The sequence below is a fragment of the Clostridium sp. 1001271st1 H5 genome (assembly GCF_005845215.1).
Taxonomy (GTDB): domain Bacteria; phylum Bacillota; class Clostridia; order Lachnospirales; family Lachnospiraceae; genus Enterocloster.
The window spans coordinates 569,291-588,783 of sequence record NZ_SPHO01000001.1 but is presented as its reverse complement, the minus strand read 5'-3'; the positions used below and the strand labels follow the sequence as shown (position 1 = coordinate 588,783).

Annotated in this window: 15 protein-coding genes and 1 tRNA gene; 3 read left to right on the top strand and 13 right to left on the bottom strand. The window is 46.1% G+C overall.

The window, feature by feature from the left end:
- Positions 1-10: 10 nt before the first annotated feature.
- The 3 genes from FGS84_RS02470 to FGS84_RS02460 are packed head-to-tail and all read right to left on the bottom strand — an operon-like array spanning position 11 to position 3,492.
- Positions 11-1,354 carry a Tm-1-like ATP-binding domain-containing protein gene (locus FGS84_RS02470; protein ID WP_138306141.1) on the bottom strand — a complete coding sequence of 448 codons (1,344 nt, stop codon included), beginning with the start codon at positions 1,352-1,354 and terminating at the stop codon, positions 11-13.
- Positions 1,351-2,199 (bottom strand): phosphoenolpyruvate hydrolase family protein, encoded by an 849-nt coding sequence (locus FGS84_RS02465; RefSeq protein ID WP_138306140.1) that lies wholly within the window; start codon positions 2,197-2,199, stop codon positions 1,351-1,353. Before FGS84_RS02465 ends, FGS84_RS02470 begins: the two co-directional genes overlap by 4 nt.
- A 21-nt stretch (positions 2,200-2,220) precedes the next feature.
- Entirely contained in the window at positions 2,221-3,492 is a 1,272-nt protein-coding gene (locus tag FGS84_RS02460; RefSeq protein WP_279232794.1) for a RuBisCO large subunit C-terminal-like domain-containing protein, read from the bottom strand.
- A 376-nt stretch (positions 3,493-3,868) separates the two neighbouring features.
- Between FGS84_RS02460 and FGS84_RS02455 the strand changes: the two genes are divergently transcribed.
- Positions 3,869-4,843: a sugar-binding domain-containing protein gene (locus FGS84_RS02455; RefSeq protein WP_138306139.1), complete on the top strand. Its 975-nt coding sequence runs from the start codon at positions 3,869-3,871 to the stop codon at positions 4,841-4,843.
- 102 nt (positions 4,844-4,945) lie between these two features.
- Positions 4,946-6,367, top strand: a complete 1,422-nt coding sequence (locus FGS84_RS02450; RefSeq protein WP_138306138.1) for a Na+/H+ antiporter NhaC family protein — start codon at positions 4,946-4,948, stop codon at positions 6,365-6,367.
- Positions 6,368-6,505: 138 nt separating this feature from the next.
- Here the strand turns inward: FGS84_RS02450 and FGS84_RS02445 are convergent, their stop codons facing one another.
- The 6 genes from FGS84_RS02445 to FGS84_RS02420 form a co-directional block, all read right to left on the bottom strand.
- The gene (locus FGS84_RS02445; RefSeq protein WP_138306137.1) at positions 6,506-7,192 is read right to left on the bottom strand and encodes a hypothetical protein; all 687 of its coding nucleotides are present in this window, start codon (positions 7,190-7,192) and stop codon (positions 6,506-6,508) included.
- Positions 7,193-7,381: 189 nt separating this feature from the next.
- Positions 7,382-8,830, bottom strand: a complete 1,449-nt coding sequence (locus FGS84_RS02440; protein WP_138306136.1) for a glycoside hydrolase family 32 protein — start codon at positions 8,828-8,830, stop codon at positions 7,382-7,384.
- A 27-nt stretch (positions 8,831-8,857) separates the two neighbouring features.
- The gene (locus tag FGS84_RS02435; protein ID WP_138306135.1) at positions 8,858-10,816 is read right to left on the bottom strand and encodes a sucrose-specific PTS transporter subunit IIBC; all 1,959 of its coding nucleotides are present in this window, start codon (positions 10,814-10,816) and stop codon (positions 8,858-8,860) included.
- Positions 10,817-11,016: 200 nt separating this feature from the next.
- Complete coding sequence (locus FGS84_RS02430; RefSeq protein WP_138306134.1) at positions 11,017-12,003, bottom strand: LacI family DNA-binding transcriptional regulator; 987 nt, start codon at positions 12,001-12,003, stop codon at positions 11,017-11,019.
- Positions 12,004-12,196: 193 nt separating this feature from the next.
- On the bottom strand, positions 12,197-12,556 hold the full coding sequence (locus FGS84_RS02425) for a YccF domain-containing protein (RefSeq protein WP_138306245.1): 360 nt from the start codon (positions 12,554-12,556) through the stop codon (positions 12,197-12,199).
- A gap of 5 nt (positions 12,557-12,561) precedes the next feature.
- Positions 12,562-13,014, bottom strand: coding sequence for a hypothetical protein (locus FGS84_RS02420; protein WP_138306133.1), 453 nt, complete (start codon positions 13,012-13,014; stop codon positions 12,562-12,564).
- Between the two features lie 464 nt (positions 13,015-13,478).
- Here FGS84_RS02420 and FGS84_RS02415 point away from each other — a divergent pair, with 464 nt between their 5' ends.
- On the top strand, positions 13,479-14,468 hold the full coding sequence (locus FGS84_RS02415; protein WP_138306132.1) for a hypothetical protein: 990 nt from the start codon (positions 13,479-13,481) through the stop codon (positions 14,466-14,468).
- A 309-nt stretch (positions 14,469-14,777) separates the two neighbouring features.
- On the opposite strand, the gene FGS84_RS02410 is transcribed toward FGS84_RS02415, so the two are convergent.
- The 4 genes from FGS84_RS02410 to FGS84_RS02395 all read right to left on the bottom strand — a co-directional run bounded on the left by FGS84_RS02410 (position 14,778) and on the right by FGS84_RS02395 (position 19,196).
- Positions 14,778-16,181 (bottom strand): cytosine permease, encoded by a 1,404-nt coding sequence (locus FGS84_RS02410; protein WP_138306131.1) that lies wholly within the window; start codon positions 16,179-16,181, stop codon positions 14,778-14,780.
- A gap of 39 nt (positions 16,182-16,220) precedes the next feature.
- Entirely contained in the window at positions 16,221-17,597 is a 1,377-nt protein-coding gene (gene hydA / locus FGS84_RS02405; RefSeq protein WP_171042521.1) for a dihydropyrimidinase, read from the bottom strand.
- Between the two features lie 203 nt (positions 17,598-17,800).
- Entirely contained in the window at positions 17,801-18,523 is a 723-nt protein-coding gene (locus FGS84_RS02400) for a GntR family transcriptional regulator (protein WP_138306129.1), read from the bottom strand.
- 600 nt (positions 18,524-19,123) lie between these two features.
- Positions 19,124-19,196, bottom strand: a tRNA-Ala gene (locus FGS84_RS02395).
- Positions 19,197-19,493: the final 297 nt, after the last annotated feature.

The following is a 19,493-nucleotide window of genomic DNA, read 5'->3' as shown; positions in this document are numbered from 1 at the left end:
TTTCATCCCCCTATTCCAATTTAGTTAATGTTTGACTGCGAAGGCTCCGGACATAGGCCAGATTCGTATGACTGCCCTTCTGCCATCTGCCGGCCAGCATCTCGGTCAGCAATTCCGCCATAAGCTGCGAAAATTCCCTGTCATTGATATGACGGTCCACTATAAGGACCTCCAGATTCTGGTTTTCTCTATCCTTCAGCGTATTCTCCAGGCCGCGGCAGAATGAAATGCTTCTGGCCGACACCTCCGGTCTCTTTTCATCCCCAAGCCAGAGCACCCCCGGCTTCCCCTCCCCGTTGTCCTTACAATCGTTGGCGCACCATCCACGCATGGGAATACACAGTACCGCCGGCGCACAGGCCGGATTAATGCGGCGGGCAAATTCACACCCAATCTCGTATGCCTCCTGAGTATTGATTCCATAGTTAACCACGGAAGCGTTATGAATATACTTCCCCCGGGTTCCCGCTTCCTCAATTAAGTGCCGCGGTACAGGTTCGTCATCCTCAAACAGAAAGAAGTCTGCCCCTCCCAGGGATATTACCTGAGGAATTTTACAGTCCGCCGCACTGCACAGCCTGGACGGCCCCGCGGTATCGCGTGTGCCATAGAGGTCGGAAACCACCTCATGTGTGGTAATGTCCAGCACTCCGCAGAGAAGCCCCTCCCGAATCATGTCCTCAAACGACCTTCCTCCGGAGCCGGTGGCATGATGAATGATTACATCGTATCCATTTTTTTCCATGTACTGGGCAGCATTTACCACACAGGGAGTGGTGACGCCGAACATCATGCAGCCCACCAACGGCTTATTTTCCTCTGGGTCCGGTAATGGAGCTCCCGCCATTCCTACAATAGCGCCAGCTGCATTGCTCAGGATTTTGCGGGTAACCCGATTCAGTCCGGCTTCCGCAACAGAGTACATTACACAGATATCTCTAGTTCCGGCATATGAACGCAGCTGGCCGTTGATTGTGCTAAGCATCATTTTAGGAACGCCTATAGGTAATGCCCGCATTGCCGTGGCTGCAATTGTCGCGCCCATAGAGCCCCCGAAAGCTATAATGCCGTCGCACAAGCCTTCCTGATTCAAACGTACTACTGTCCGTGAAGCGGCCTCCGCCAATGCCTGGGCGCGGTGGCTGCGGTCCATCTGGTAAAACTGCTCCATTGGAAGGTCCACTGCCTTTAAAACCCGGGATAAACCGATATCAGCCCATCCAACCTCACCCCCCACACTCAATTCCAGAATGGCGGGACTGCCGCCGGCAGCCGCCACACGGCTTGCCAAATACTGTATCTCTCTGCCTTTGGTATCCAGAATTCCCGCTACAATAATATTCGGAGCTGTCATTGTGTTCCTCCGCTGCGGATTGTGGTCATTTTAAATCGCTGTGCAGCTTCCTTAATCGCTTCCTCCACCGGAAGCCGCTCAATGATGGAGCCGCCCAAAACTCCCACTGCCGGCGTTTCCTGGTAAAACCGCTTGGTGGAAGACGCAGATATCACCGGTCCTCCGTGGATAAGCACAAACATGGACTGTTCTTCCGCTTTAGCGGCCTTTGCCAATTCTTTAGTCAGTGTGATGGCCTCGTCTTCCGTATATGCAGATTCAATTCCGATGGTCCCGCCGGAGGTAACGCGGAAATCGCATACCAACACATCTGGTCCTGCCCGGCCAATCAGCCGTGCGCCGGCCGTATCATATGCATAGCCAACTGTAAAAAAGCCCATTTCCTGTGCCATATGCAGGACCTCTGCTTCCCGCATACCCCCCATCCCTGCATCCTCAAAGTCATTTCGTTCACGGTTGATGAAATATCCTGTAGAAGGGGAATTGGCCACAGCAGATACTCCCATCTGATGCAACGATTTCAGCAGGTAATGGGAATCAATTGTGGGGTCGCTTGCACTGATTCCTACACAAACAGGAATATTTTTTACATGAGGCATTATCTTTTTCGCCCTGGCCAGAACCTTCTCATTCGCATTGGCATAAGGCATAATCGCAGCAATAGAGGAAACAGCATCCACCCGAAACAGACCTGCTAAATCAATGCTAATCATATCCGCGCCGCCGGCTTCTGAAAATTTTGCTGTGATTCCCATTCCTACGTCCGCCACTACAATTGGCTGCTTCCGTTTTATACACTGCTCAAGATTCGCCCGGATTTCTGTTCTGCTAAACTGTACCGCCATCTCTTTTCTCCTTTTCTCTCGTTATTTTTCAGGATATCCAAAAGCTTTAAATGCCGCTCTGAGTTCCTGATACTGATTTGCTGCGTCCCCAGGTGACAGTCCGTCTACAACTGCCTGTACCGCCTGCCTCATGGCAGTCGCTCCTGCCGTGGGCCCCATCGGATGACCGTGTATTGCTCCTCCTGCCCCCAATATCATATCCATGCCGTTTTCCTGCACATAACGCCAGACAGTACCCGGATGGACACCGCCGCCAATGACCGGCATGCAGGGCCGTATACTGCGCAGCGGAAGCACCAGTTCATGAATCTGCCGTATATACTTTGAATATTCCAGAGGATATCCACCATAAGGAGTATTAACCACCTGCATATCAATACCGCTAAGACGCGGAAGACGCGCCGCCGCAATGGGACTGCTCATGCCGCTTTCTATTCCCTCATAAAACATTCCCGCACCTGCGCAATGTCCCAGTATAGGCACAGGACACTTTTCCGCAACCTCCTGGACAACGCTGTACCCTACAGCGGCAAAATTAATCATGATTGCCTGAGCCCCCGCATCCAGCACCGCATTCAGGTTATCCAACACTCTGCTGGCCCCATCGGTTATATTTACCGCATAGAGACTCTGTTTTCCGGTTTCCTCAAATGCGGCTTTGGAAGCTTTCTGATATGCTCTCACCCGGTCCGCCGGCCGGCTGAATACCGTGCTGCCCAACAATTCATCGTCTTTAATGATATCCAACCCACCCTTAGCCGCTTTATAGAATATCTCCGCCCCCTGTTTCGGTGTAATACCTGTACATGGCTTAATCATGCTGAGAAGCAGCGGTCTGCCATAAACTCCAGTTATACTTCGAATCCCCTCTATACCGAACTTGGGACCGCAAAAGGAATCCAGCATACGGTCCGTGAATTGCAGGTCAACCAGTTTAGCCTGGCTGGAAGTGGAGGCGTCATTGCCCAATAGCATTGTCAGCAGCCCAGGAAGCCCCTCACCGATGTTTTCACTCGGAAAGGCCAGTTGAATAAAATAACTGATTTCATCTTCCTTTCGCTGTGTGGAAAGCTCGCAGGGAGGGCAGTCCAGAATACGTATCACACGCCCCATATACCGTTCCTGCATCTCGTTCGTGATTCCAGGAATTTTAACCCAGGTACCAACAGTCTGGCCAACGGCAAATTTAGTCGCTTTACCCATCACATCTGTATCCCTTGACAGTTTCATGTAATAGGTTGCCAGAAGAAAATCCCTTAATTGTATTTCCTCCGGCAAACAAAATAACTGCATATCCAACATTAAATACCTCTGCTCCGAAACAATACCACGCTGTCCGGCCAAAGCACCGGCAGGCCGAAGCATGTTTCATCTTTTTTGTATCTGTCAATTTACTCCTTACAATTACAAGTTTACAAAATATCCAAAATATGTACAATATTGAAAAATTTTTCATTCACTTTATCCAAATTATCCATTCAAAATAACTTTTTATTTTATCTGCCATCATTTTTTTATCATCTGTATCCAACACAATTATTGTTATAATCTACCATGTAAAAACAACTGCAAAAAAGTTTCGTCTATGGAATAAAATGGAATTTAGGTATATTGACATATAGTCTAAATAACGACTATAATTTAACCAATAAAGGAAAGGGGTAATGCAATGGCGTCAAACTCATTTGAGCAATCACTGAATTTAATTATAAAAGCAGCTCATCTGCACTATATTCAATCGCTCTCCCAAAGTGAAATCGCAAAGCAATTGGATATCTCGGTTCCCACTGTATCCAGACTCATAAAAAAAGCCAAACAGCACGGTATAATAAAGTTCGTGATACCGGAAGCCTATTCCGAGTGCCTGATACTGGAAGATTTTCTCCGCAGCACACTGGACATTCGGGACGTTATTGTCTGCCCTGCACGGTCGGACACTGAAAACATAAAAAAGGATGTGGCTCTGGAAGGTGCCAGATATCTGCAGCGCCTAATCACAGAAAATGATACACTGGGCATCGCCTGGGGACGCACTATCCGGCTGCTTATCAATTATTTAAATCCATGCCTGAAAAAAAATGTCCCGTTTATTACTCTGCACGGAAGCATCACAGAAAGCGACGCAGAACTGGACCCGGCTGCGCTGTCAAATCGTATCGCCATGTCATTCGGAGGAGGCAGACATATGCTCTATTCAGAAGGACTGTTAAGTGATTGCACGGTTCTGGAAACACGCAAACAGGAGGTCCAGGTCAAAAAAGTCCTTGACTGTTTCAAAAAGTGCACAATCTCAGTCAGCGGGGCAGGCTCTTTTTATCCATTTCTGGATTCCCCAATTCCAAAAATGCTGACACCGGAGCAGATTAGTGAACTTGCATCCCTGGATGTTTACGGTGATTTGATGCTCCATTTCATCAACAAGGATGGAAATGAATGCAACAGTTCCCTGAAAAACAGCCATCTGGGAATTGATTTGGAAACCTACAAAAAAATCCCCACTAAAATCATCGTGGCCGCCGGAGCCTTTAAAGCCCGGACCATCAGAGCCTTTGTCAAAGGCGGATATGTAGATGTGCTGATTATCGACCAGACGCTGGCCCGGGAACTGACCCATCAGATTAAATCCGCAATAGACGCCGATTGAAAAATTTTTCTTTATTGTGTTCTCCCTTTTTTCCTCCTATAATGAGCTTGCATACAGCGCTGTATTACATACAATTTAAAGGATTTTAATGGGAGGTTCAAAATGGAAAACCAGAAACGGATTGTAGATGGTCCCAGCTTCGGTTACTCTCTGTTTGTCATGTCCGCCGTGTTTTTCAGCATTATGTACCCCGCACTGCGTTGGGGGGCAAAAATCAATGCGCTTTTCCTAATCGGCTGGGCTGTGGCCATACTGCTGTGTATCCCTGTGGGGGCTACCTATAGGGAACTGGAGGCCGGTCTGATTGTCAACTGTTCAAAGGCGATTGTACCAGCCATGATTGTGTTGTGTGTGGGCGCGCTGGTAGGAACCTGGAATGCAGCCGGAACCGTGCCTGTCATCATCAGTTTGGGGGTCCGGTCAATCTCACCACAATTTTTTCTTCCCACAGCATTTCTTCTATGCGTTATAACCACGCTAATCACCGGTACCTCCTGGGGAACCTTCGGTACTGCTGGTCTGGCGCTGGCTGGTATCGGTGTAAGTCTGAACATAGACCCGGTTGTTACGGCCGGCGCAGTCTGCGGGGGTTCATTTTTCGGGGATACAATCTCCCCTTTGTCTGACAGTCCAAACATAGCAGCCGCTGTGTCCGGTGTAAACCTTTTTACAGGTATCCGCCATCAGGCGAAGGTTACTATACCATCTGCTCTAATCTGCATGGCATTGTACTTTTTTGCCGGTTTTCAATACAGGGGCGGCGGCACGGACAATTCCCTGATTCGGACTGTTGTCTCCTGTATTGATGAAAATTTCAAAACCGGTATGGCTTCATTTCTTCCCATGCTTTTTGTCATTGTGCTTCTTGTTTTTAAAATGCCTTCCATACCTGCGATTTTAGGCGGCGGTATCTTTGGCGGGGTGGTAGCGTACCTGTATCAAGGCGTCTGCCCGGCAGATATTATCTCCTACTTTTGGAATGGTTATCGGATTGATACCGGTGTTGCATTTGTCGATACATTGCTCAATCGTGGCGGAATAACCAGCATGACCAACACGGCAATCATGTTCTTTTTTGCATTCGGCCTGTTCGGAATTCTGAATGCAGCCGGTATTGTAGATGCTTTTGTGAAACCGATTGTCAACCGCCTGCATTCCAAGCTTAGTCTGGTTGCTGCCACCGTGCTTATGTCTGTCTTAGGCACTCTGGTCGGAGCTTCAATGAATTTCGCCTATGCCTTTGCCGGAAATATCATGGCGCCAGTCTACGAAGCCCGCGGTCTGGAAAAAGAAAATTTGATGAGGGCACTGGGTGTGGGATGTACCGCTATGACAGTACTGATTCCCTGGAGCTTAAGCGCTGTTGTAGCCTCAGAATTTCTGGGTGTCACCACAACTCAGTTAATCCCTTATAATTTTTTTGTTTTTGTTACACCCGCTGTTCTGCTGCTGCGAACATGGTCTGGCAGCGATACAAAATGGACTTCTGAAACAATGGGAATTACACCTCATTCAGATAAATAATGCGGCAATTCCGTTTCCAGCCGTTCAAGCCTCAAAAAAAGCCCTGGAGGAAAATCCTCCAGGGCCGCCCGGCTTCACAGTTCCATAAAAAACCAATACCTCATATTTCCTCAATCAGTTCAATGCACACAGCATAACCTAACGGCTCCTTGACGCAATGGCAGAAGCCATGTCCACCACCGCCTCCTTTTTCTCCCTGGCATCATCCTCCCAAAGTTCATAGAACACCCCTTCCTGTTCCCAGGAAATCAGTATACCGTGGATATCGGAATTTTCCACTGTCTTTCGTATCGTCAGTACCACCGTGTCATTCTCTCCTGCCAGAATCTCACGCTGTTCCATCCCCTGCTGGTCCAACACATAATTTTCCGAAGGTCCTCCTGCTGCCTCCAGGGAAGCCCACGCAATGGCATCAGACTGTGTGGTTTCATCATGAAACAGAATCTGTATGGTATTATCATCCTGCTGAATGAAGGATGGGTCACTGCATAACCCCTGGTCTTCCGGCAGTTCCAGGCGCAGAACAGGGCCTTCTGCATCTTTCTGGTTCCGGGCGTTTTCCTGGTTCCGGGCGCTTTCTGATTTAAGTGTATGTTCCGATATGGTCTCATCCTTTGTCCCGCCTTCTCCCGGCATCTCCTGTCCCGGCGCCTTGCTTACATCTGTCCCCTGTACGGATGATTGGACGCTCCCGGTTCCCTGACCTGATGACCGGAGCGCCGCAGTCCCCTGCTCTGCTCCTGTGCCGGATGAACATGCGCTGAGATTAATGCCTGCCGCGGCGGCTATCATTGTAACATACAAAATAAATTTCTTTTTTCTCATATTGCAGCTCCTTGCATCTTTTTATCCCGTTCACCTACAGGATACCATATTTTCGCATTTCATGCTTTACTTTTTTCGCCACAGCGGCAATCTCATTCCCCACTCTTCCGCCCCCGGAATCCCGATATTAAAAGAGGCCGCCCGGAACCATTCCGGGCAGGCCCTGACATTCATCATACGAGCGCTGGCTTATTCATATATAAAACCATTTAATCCATAGACAATCCCATTTCCGGAACAATCTCCTTCCATCCGCATCCCCGGATGGGAACCATATACCCTTGTGGTAAAGACCTCCCGGCCTTCGTTTACAAATAGTTCCAGCGAAGTGGTGTCTGAAAAAATATGCAAATCCGTAAGCCGCTCCAGCCGGACGCTCCGTCTGGTCCTGCCGCTTCCGCTGCCTCCCATATCCAGGGTCAGCAGGCCATTTTCATAGGATAAGGTCACATCCTCTCTGACAGTCAGGCACATGTTATGGCAGGTTACAAAGGATATGCATCCTTCAAACACAAGCCCCGGCTCCACGCCCTTTGCAAGCTCCCCAAAATCGTAATCCCTTCTGTCCCTGCGAAGCTCCTGCATCTCCTCCAGAGGCTGCTGCAAAAGGCGCCCTTCCCTCATACGGAGCTGCCGCGGCATGGTAAGGGCATGCTGCCATCCGGCCTTCACCGTTGGATTGGTGTAATCCGCATCCGGAATCCCCATCCAGCCGATTAGAATACGCCGCCCCCTTTCATCCAGAAAGGTCTGGGGCGCATAGAAGTCAAATCCCCTGTCCACCATTCCAGGCAGCTGGGATTTCAGTTTGCAGGTATTTTCCCTGAAATCATAGTCCAGGCAGAAGACCGTACACTGATGCACATTCTGGTACTCTGTACCCATCGGCTTCACGCCCTGGGGACAGCAGACCAGACAGAGCTGCCCGTCCAGGGAGAACAAATCCGGACATTCCCACATATAGCCAAAGTCTTCGTCTGTAGTAATTCTATTAAAATACTCCCATTTTTTTAAATCCTTTGACCGGTACAGGAGGACCATTCCCTTGCTGTGCACATCCCTTGCCCCCAGTACCATATAATAAAACTCCCCTTCTTTATACACTTTAGGGTCCCTTATGTGGCAGCTCATGTCAGCCGGGTAATCGTCATGATTCATCACCAGTTCCTTGGCAGAAAAATGATATCCGTCCCGGCTGGTAATATGAATGGTGTTGCTCACCCGGCCGCCCATGATATAATCGTAATCATCCCGGTCAAACAGCTTCACATTGCCTGTGTAAAAATAGTGAATGGTTTTGTCCTCCACATAAGCTGAACCGGAATATACGCCATGGGCGTCCATGTCCTGGTCCGGAAAGAGAACCGGCTCCTCCTGTTTATAATGGATGAAATCCCGGGTGGTATAGTGACCCCAGAGCTTAATCTCCCCTGTAGGCTCAAAGGGTGTATACTGATAATAAATATGGTACAGTCCCTGAAACTGGCAGAGACCATTGGGGTCGTTCAGCCAGCCGGTTTCAGGCATCAGGTGGTAGGCCAGGCGGCTGTCATCCGCCTTGACCCTTTCCCTGTACTCCCTGTTCTCCCGGTACCATGCTTCATAATCCTCCCTGCGGACCTTTTCATATTTTTTCAAGCTTCTTCCTCCTTACCGCTGCCATGTTTATTCTGTCTTCACTGCCTTTACCGCCACATCTCCGGCATCTGCCTGTTCACCCGGATATACGGTCACATCCAGATTCCCGCCCTCAGGCAGAATCATCATAGTCTGGGGATTCATTCCCTTTTCCCGAATCAAGTCCAGGTCAGCGGCAATCAGTTTATCGCCTTTCTTAACCTTATCTCCCTGTGAGACAAAAGCCTCAAATCCCTGTCCATCCAGCTGCACTGTATTGATTCCGATATGGATGAGCACCTCCACACCTGTCTCAGATGTGATTCCCACTGCATGCTTTGTGGGAAACAGCAGGCTTACGGTACCATCGCACGGCGCACACACCATACCCTCCGCCGGGTTAATGGCCACGCCATTGCCCAGGGCCTTGGATGCAAAAACCGCATCCGCCGACTGCTCCACATCCAGGACCTGGCCTTTCATTGGAACGTAAAGCTCGGTAATGGTTTCCCGGCCCGCCGCTGCCTTCTGAACCGCTTCTCTTCCCTCAGTTTCTTTCCCTTCCGTTTCTCTTCCTTTTGTTTTACTTCCCGTCTTTTTCTCCGAACCGTCCTGCTGGTCAAGGGCAAACTTTTTCCAGAACACCATGGTAAGGGCAAAGGAAACGCCCATGGACAAAATGATTCCAATAGCAAAATTCATATAGTGGTCAGGCTTCATGGAGATAAAACCCGGAAGTCCTGCCGCGCCCAATGCCTGGGCCAGAGTCTTGGTGGCTGCCAGATAGGCGCTGCCTGCCGCTGAACCGGCCATGGCTGCATAAAATGGATACTTCAATTTCAATGTCACACCGAACATAGCCGGTTCCGTGATGCCTAACAGGGCAGAAATACCGGAGGCGGAACAGATGGATTTCATCTTATCATTCTTTGTCATGAGCAGCACTGCCAGAACAGCTGCTCCCTGGGCCACATTGTTCATGCTTGCAGTTGAGAAAATGAAGCTGCCGCCCGTATGGGCGCTGTCAGCCAGAAGCTGGGTCTCAATGGCAATAAAGCTGTGGTGCATACCGGTCATGGTAATGGGGGCATACGCAAACCCAAAGAGAGCTCCGCCCACAGGCCCCAGTGTATTGTACAGCCATGTGATGCCGGCAGCCAGCAGATTGCCGGCCTCCCTGAGCACAGGTCCCACGCAGATAAAGGTCAGGAAAGAGGTTACCAGGATGGATAAAAGAGGTGTTGTCAGGTTATCCAGCCAGGATGGCGTCACCTTGTGCAGCCGCTTTTCAATATTGGCAAGTATCCATGAAACAGCCAGAACAGGAAGTACAGTTCCCTGATATCCGATGGCAGCTATCTGAAAGCCGAAGATATCCCATACCGGCGGCTGTGCCAGACCAATCTGGTATGCATTCAGCAAATCCGGGTGGACCATAATCATGCCCATAGCAGCACCCAGGAACGCATTTCCGCCAAACTTCTTAGTGGCGCTGAAGCCAATGAGTACCGGCAGGAACGTAAAGGGAGCGTTTGCAAAGGTGTTGATGGCCGAAGCCAGTCCCTGCCACACGGGATACAGTTCAATAATGGACTGCCCGTTTATAAGCGGGGAGGTCAGCAGGTTGTTAAGTCCCATGAGAAGACCGCCTGCCACTATGGCCGGAATGATGGGCACGAAAATATCGCTGAGCATTTTAATAAAACGCTGGACCACATTCCCCTTTGCTTCTTCTTTTTCCTCCGGCTTTTCTTCCAATGCCCCCAGCTGCTTCTGTACTTCATCGCAGACCATATTCACCGTACCGGAACCAAATATAATCTGGAACTGGGATTGTGTGAGAAACACACCTTTTACCCCTTCCAGGTCGCTGATTGCCTCCTCGTCCCGCAGCTCATTGTCCCTGAGCTGGAAACGAAGTCTGGTGGCACAATGGGTAACTGACTTAATGTTGCTTTTTCCGCCTACGTACTGAATGACCAGGCTTGCTGTTTTTGCATAATCCATCCTATTACCTTCCCCTCTTCTCAACTATGTTTTCCTACACGTTTTGGTATCGGTTCCATACTTATATAATAAGACTTTAAGTCCCAAAAGTCAATATTTTATTGGCACCGGTTCCATTATTCAATGTAAAAAAATAGATTCGAAATTTGTGCACTTTTCACAATTTCTCTTCTATTTCTTCCTGTACACTCGAAACCCCTTTATTCTTTCACGCTCCCGCCTTCAATCATCCTGTAATCCACTATCTGTTTTTTTGGCACCGGTTCCTGGTGTATCATCTTCAGAATGGTCTCCGCCCCCAGATAGCCCAGACCGTAGGAGTCAAATCGCAGGGTTGTCAGTTCAGGCTTTAACAGGGTACTCTCGTCATATCCCCCGAAGCCTGCCACGGAAACATCCTCAGGAATCCTCAGCCCCCGCTCTCCCAGAACATGGTATGCCCCAAAAGCCAGGCGGTCCGTGGCGCATATGATTGCATCCACCGGGCCCTGGTCCAGGATTTCCTCTGCCATACGGATTCCGCTGGCGTAGCTGTAATCCCCGGTGGCCGTTACCACATCTTCCACGCCGCATCCATTCAGACCGTCCAGCACACCCTGCTTACGGTTGATACCCACAGCCACATCCAGAACGGATACTCCCATGTATCCAACCCGGACCGGGCCGGCCTTTCCCACACGGATTCCCATGGCTTTTCCCGCCCCGTAATCATCGTGGACAATGCAGATTCCCCCGTCATGGTCCTGGGCCAGCACCACCACAGGCACAGGACTTCCCTGAATCAGTTTTCTGTGCTCCTCTGTGATGGTAATGGCGCTCAGTATGATACCATCCACCTTCAGCGTAATCAGTCTCTGGATGTTCTTAAGTTCCAGGTCCACGCTGTGGTCTGAATCCTTAATCAGGGTTTCATATCCCTGCTCCCTCAGATAACGTCCAATGCTGGTCACCACCCGGCTGGAAACTTTGGAATTAAGGGTAGGAAGAACCACCCCAATCACATTGCTTTCCTTGGCCTTTAATCTGGCAAACGCATTGGGCTCATAGTTATACTCCCTTATGATTTCCTGAATCCGTTCCCTGGTGGATTCCTTTACACTGCCTCCGTTAAAATATCTGGATACCGTACTCTTGGTAACCCCTGCCATATTGGCGATATCATCCATGGTAATGTTTCTTGGTGACATTTCCATCCCTTCTCTTTCATTTGTTGTCAGTCCCGGGAATACGACAGACGCAGTCTCCCAGCATACCCTGTATATCGGGCATTCGGACAGCTGCGTCTGCTTACCTGCTATCTCTTAATTATTAGTATATCAAAATTGAGGCATTCTGTCCTCTGTTATCGCAAAAATACCCCGGTCTTTTTATATCGAACCTTTAAATAACCTGGCTTCCAAAGGGCATTAACGCCAGTTTCGCCAATTTGAACTGCTGAAGGCCAAAGGGTATGCCCACTATGGTAATGCAAAGCAGTACCCCGATAATGGCTGACTCAATGGCCAGCAAAAGACCGGAAACCAGCAGCCAGATAATATTAAGGAGCAGGGATGCCGCTCCCCCGCCGTAGACCACTTCCTTTCCAAAGGGAAAGAAGCTCAGACCTGCAAATTTAAAACACTGAAGCCCTACCGGTATTCCAATAATTGTTATACACCACAGGCAGCCTGTCAGCAGCCAGGATAAGCCGCTAATACATCCGCCGAATATAAACCACAATACATTTCCAAGGCATCCCATATACGTCACCTTCCCTCCTGTTCTGTTTCCAGGGTCTGCTGCATCTCCCGGAGACGTTTCCGTATGCCGCCCACCTGGCGTCTGGCCTCTCTTACCTGGTTCAGTGCATCCCCTATCTTGGACTGTACCATCCAGTCAGCTATGATACCGTCAAAAAAGTAATCGGCAAACGTCAGGAAACTCCCCACATCCATCTTCAAATCCCCGGTCAGGTTCACATCCAGCAGCTCTTTCTTTAGTCTGCGCAGATGTCCCCTTGCCACATTCATAGCTGCCTGGGCATCGTCCATACGGTTATGCTTGAACATGGTGCTAAAGAATCCTCCGCCCAGCATATCCCATATTCCCCAGCTGCTGGCCTTCTGCAGCTGCTCTTCCGCCTTTTGCAGGCTCATGGATGCCATATCCGCCGCCATTAAGGCCTCATTGATTTCTTCTTGTCTGCTTTTTCTCTCCATCCTGTTCTCCTTTCTGTGGTAAACAATACCTTGCATTTGTGCGGGGCAGGTATTACCGCCAGCTTTGCATCAGAGAAAAAAAGACCTTTACAGCGGCTGCCTGCCACAATAAAAGTCTTGCACATTTCATTTTATACGGGTGCCCATGGCACCGAGATGACGATTTAAAATCCACCTTCCGGTGGTTCGCTACTCCCTTTTATTGGGATAAATTATAGCATGCTGTATACTGAATGTCAAATAACATATGCTGAAGAATCTATTACGTTTTTCTTATCTGTATTTTCTTCCAGTCCGGACAGGAAGTCAGCGCCAGCTGGTTTTAATGTCTTGCCGAAACAGAATTCTGATTTTTTTGTGAATCACGGTACAGGAGCAGAATTTTAAGGTTTATTTCAGTTTCAGCTGTTAAGATGCAGGAAAGATGCAGGAACAGGAAATGCATTAAAAAAGGAGGTATGAATATGCATATGCTGAAAGGATTTTCCGCTTTTTTATCAGCCCTGCTGGTTCTGTCAGTGCCCACAACTTCGCTGGCTGCAACAGGAACAAAAATCAGCAGTGTATCACTTAAGATTTCTTCTGAAATTGAAGCCGGGGACAGCGGCAGCGATGTGACTGTCACCTCAAGCTCCAGCAAATTCAGCGTGGAGGACGTAGAAGTGACCAATGAACCGGATGATGAATGGGAAGACGGCGACAAGCCCAAAATCAAGATTACACTGGAGGCCGGCGATGATTACTACTTTGCATCCGGCTTTTCCAAAAGCAATGTGTCCACCAGCGGCGACGGCGGCACAGTCACCTCGGTAAGCCGCAGCAGCGGCACTCTGATTGTATATGTGACCCTGGATGCGCTGGAGGACGAAGACAGTGATTACGACCTGGATGTGTTTGAGCCGGAATGGGATGAAAGCAGCGGCATTGCCAGCTGGGGCGAAAGCGGGGATGCCAATAAATATGAAGTCCGACTTTACAGAGGCAGCAGCTCCGTGACTTCAGTCCTGACTACCTCCAATACCAGCTATGATTTTTCCAGCTACATTACAAAAAGCGGATACTATACCTTCAAAGTACGCGGTGTCTACAATTCCTCCAACAAAGGCAGCTGGGAGGAATCCGGCTCCTGGTATGTATCATCCGATGAAGCCGGTGAAATCAGTTCCGGCAGCTCCGCCGCCAACGGCTCCGGCCCCAGCAGCAGCGGAAACGGAGCCTGGCTCAGGGACGGCACGGGCTGGTGGTACTGTAATGCCGATAAAAGTTATACGGTCAGCAACTGGCAGTATATTGATGATACCTGGTATTACTTCAATGAATACGGATATATGGTCACCGGATGGGTGTATTGGAACAGCCAGTGGTATTACTGCAGCACCAGCGGAGCCATGCTGACCAATGGTACAACTCCGGATGGTTATTATGTGGGCAGCGATGGGGCCTGGATACAGTAAAAAAACTCATTCACATAAGGTAAATGAGTTTATTAATGCCAGATATAAACCGGTATAACAGCGGCCGTGAAAATTTGGACCTGTTGGCAAACGTCTGTTAATTGTTTGAAAACATATTCTAATTAATGAAAGGACGGAAAAGGCTGGTAAAAGAAGGGAGACGTACTACGTTTACCAGCCTGCTCGTTTTTGTATCTTATTCCATTTTACGTTTCCATTTTAGAACGGTAAATATCTCCTTTACCCCATGTACAGTGCAATTGCATGACCCTAATGCAATCTGCAGTGCCCCAAAATCTGGAAATCTCCCTATTCGATATCATCCTGAGGATATTTTTTTAATATCCAGAACTTCATCAATATATAATATGTTATTCCGCCTACGCCAAGTGCAACAAAAAGCGCATAGTCAGAAAAAATCAATCCCAAAATTATTGAAGGGATAAAGACTATTAAAGCCGCCGGATTATAATTTTTATAATAGGTATATTGTCCGCCCACCTTATATAGCTCTGTAACATTTATTTTTCTCTTCCGTATAAAATAATAATCACAGATTATAATACCGATTATCGGCCCTAACATACACGTTATAACCAAAAGAACTGTGTTGATTTGGTCTGCAAATACCCAGGGGCGGCAAACCAGACCAATTACGCCAGATATGATAACAGCCTTTGCAAATGTAAGTTTATGCGGGAAAATATTAAGCAGCACATAACCCGGAGGCAGGAGATTCTGCCCTGTATTTGATGATATCTGCGCAAACACAACAAATGATAAAAGAACTAATATCATGATAATAGGATTATCTGCGAAAACCGTTGTCATGACATTAATAGGATTCCATTCGCCAGTCGCAATTCCACTAACCATTCCAACAGCAGTAAATCCAACCATTGGAACAATTAATCCAATGAACTGAGACCACATACTGCCACTATTAAGTGACAAAAATGGAGTCTTATTTGTCACAGCGTTACCTACTGCTTTAGGACGTTTCATAAACCGGGTAAAGTCAGAAATATTAACTGCCATCGTAATCTGTACTCCAGCAAATGTCGTGATTGCAAGAAGCAAGCTCATACTGCCATTGCCAGGCTGATTAAAAATGTCCCAAGTAATATTATATTGGGTAATTAAATAATACAGAATATATCCTGTAGTAATAGTAAGTACCGGAGTTGCAACCCAATCAAACTTAGCAATTGCATTAATGCCTAAAGCCGTATTAAGAATTTGAGCTGCTCCAAAAAGGATAATGACGGCAGTAAGATTATCAAAACCAAATAAATATTTTAAAATTGCATTGATAGCTGCACTCCCCATCCAAGTCTGGAAGCCAAACCAGTAAATAGCTGGTATTGCTCGCACAATACCTGGAAAGTAAGCGCCACGATATCCGAATGGTGCCCTCATATATACGGAATATGGAATTCCATGTCGAAGTCCAATGTCCCCAGTCAAAACCAAAAAAAGCCATACAACAAGATTACCTACAGTAACACATATTAGAATTGTCAAAGGTGAGAGTGTTGGAAACATTTGTGCACCTGATATGAAAGAAACCAACTGTACATAAAACCCAACACACATCATCAGAAATGTAACTGAAGTAACATCCCTTTTACTATCTGTTGATGGAGCTAGTTCAGGATTATCTAAGTATAAGTTAGCCTCTTGATTAATTGTATCCTCTGTATTAACTTTCATATAAGTTCCCCCTTTCGTGTGACTTAAACCAGCAAATGCTTAATCCAAAATCGGCGCATGCCTTATAATCTCTTTTCCTGCTATCATCCCACTGTATACTCCGTTTTCAATTACAGATTTACCTCCTACAATCACATCAGTAAACTTACCCTTCATTTTCATACCTTCAAAGGGCGTATAATCTGTCATCATATGTAATTCAGATGTCGTCATAACATATTCAACCGAAGGATTAATCAATACAATATCTGCATCTGCACCGGGTGCTATAATTCCCTTATTTGGATATATACCCATTAATTTTGCTGATTTGGAAGAACATAAACGGACAAATTCATTCGCACTTATTCTCCCTTTGGAAACACCTTCTGAAAACATAACAGGACCTCTTGTTTCAATACCGGGGAGTCCATTTGGCATTTTAGGAAAAAAGTCCTTATATACCAGCTTCTGCTCTTTCGTATAAGCACTGTGGTCACTACTCACAATATCAGCCAGGCCATCATTAATCATTCCCCACATTTTCCTCACATCTTCTTTGCTACGTAACGGCGGACTACATACGAAATCCTGTCCATTTTCTCTGGAATAGGCTTCATCTGTTAATGTAAGATAATGAGGGCATAATTCAGTAAACACTGGCAGCCCCCTATTCTTTGCATATTCGATACTATTTCGAACCATAGAAGTTGTCATATGAACAAATAAAGTAGTAGCCCCAGATAATTCAATCATTGGTAATAGATTAGATACCTCCATCGCCTCTGATAATGGCGGCCTGCTCATCATGTGGTCATATGGAGTTGTCTTTCCATGTGAAATTTTCTCATCAATCAGTGCATCAATATATGGTGCACTTTCGGAATGAATCAATGCAATGCCATTATGCTTTTGCACTTCATTCAATACGCGGTGTATACCTATGGAAGGCAGCATAACTGACGATTTATATATGGAGAACATTTTTACTGATGGTATTCCGTCAGACAGCATATCAGATATGTCATGTATGGACTGTTCATTTGCCCTGGTAATTGCAGCATGAAAAGAATAGTTAACAGCACAATGGTCCTTTGCGAGATTCCTGGTATTTTCCATCGCTGTAAGTGGACGTTCATCACCAACTGGTATTGCAAACATTATAATAGATGTGGTACCTCCAAAAGCAGACGCAACAGTGGCATTTTCCATGGTATCTGTTGTTTTGAATTCTCCCATTTCCATATTGATATGTACATGAGAATCAACAAGACCTGGCACTACAAGTTTGCCGGAGGCATCAATGGTCTTTATCGAATCCGCAAAGTAACTGCTGTCACCAATTGCTATGATTTTCCCATCTTTTATAGCGATATCTCCATTAATAGTTGCATCTTCGTTAACAATACTTCCATTTTTAATAATTAAATCAAGCATATATACCCCTCCTGTTATTTTTGTCGACCGTCGACCGTCTACATCTTTAGGGTACATTATATTTCAGGCAAATTCAATATACAAAAACATTAAAGTTTTAACTATTTTTTGTACAATTATACCAAGTCATGATACAAAAATAGAGAATATCCCAAGAACATGGAGTGGTCCTTGGATATTCTCTATTAAACTTCTTAAATCAATTATTCTTGTACCCTATTCTTGTACTGACTTTTATAAAATTCATAATCATGAATGGCATGTTGTCTCATGCATTCTTCAGCTTTATCACCATCATGCTCACACAATGCATTGTAAATTAATGTATGGTCACTTATGTAGCTATCATCTTGGTGATACAAATAAAACTCATTAATCCTTGCAAGCGTAATTAATGCCATATTATTCTCGATATATCGTTGAATATGATGATGCTTGCAGGCATATATAATCAGCGCATGAAATTTGGAATTCAACTCAATAATTTTCTGATAATTCTCTTTTGTATGTTTTCCTTTAAGTTTTTCTGTCTGAACCAAGCAATCCTTCAGATTTTCCAGAGTACTGCCATCAATACGTTCTGCTGCCAATCTTGTCGCAAAAGGGTCCATTACAATCCTGCATTCATATGCCTCAATTGTAGTCTGGTAATCCATTGGATTTACAATAATCCCCCCATTGCTGGGTATAAGCAGTTCATCTGCGCAAAGCATCCTAAGTGCCTCGCGAATAGGACTTCTACTTATATGCATTTCCTTGGCCAACTGACTTTCTATAATTTTAGTACCACATTTAACTTCACCAAATATAATCTTTCTTTTAATATAGTCATATACTTGTTGATGCAATGCCTGGCTTCGAACAATACCCTCATCTCTGAATTCAAACATATTTATTTGGAAATTGGAGAAGTCATATTTCTCCAAAATCTTTCCTCCTACACATAACTATTTCGTTATTATATCGTGCTTACTAATAAAAAGCAAATTTAAATGATATCATTAATAAAGAATACCGGAATTAACATCCCCCACCTATTCTACTGTATATAAATATACCACCTATTGGCATTATAATCAATTATTTAAATTATCTTGCAGATAAGTATTGACGCCGGAATAATCTAAAGCCTTCCGGACTGCTTGGGAATGCCTCAGACAAAAAGACATATATACCAAAAATGCAACAGCTTACGTCATATAGAATGCACCTAATCCTATGAGTCATAAAGAGAATACTGCAAGAGGCAATTACCCATGATGCGGGCACACCGCTTGTAAACACCGTGTACCATGTATATATAATCAGTGCCATAGCAAAAATTTGATAGAAACCAGCAGACGCTTAACCATCAACCTTTGTCTATAACAGGGACTTTAAATTATATAAGAAAAAAGCAGCCTATTAGGCTACTTAAAAATCCAAAGCATTTTTATTTAATTATAATCGGGCAACTTTCCGGTAAGTTCTGGACAACTACAGTTAAGCGATATCCGAAAAAACCTTCTTGTTATATACTTAGTCAATGGAGCATACGGGATTCGAACCCGTGACCTCCACACTGCCAGTGTGGCACGCTCCCAGCTGCGCTAATGCCCCAACACTCGTAAATAATACCATAAATCCAGATGAAAATCAAGTACTATTTTTCCAATTATTCATACTTTTTGAAAACTTCTTGAAAATTGACAACCGCATAATAAAATGTTAAATCTGTCTCTTTTAATCCTTAAGGAACTTTATTCTTAATTTAGTTTCTGCTCAAACTTTAGTCACAATTTCCATGTATACTCTTTTTCATAACAAGGAATTACTCCTTTTGACATAGATTTCTCTCATACTCAGCCGGCATAATTCTATTATGCCGGCCCCTCTCATATTACGGTATATTCTGTA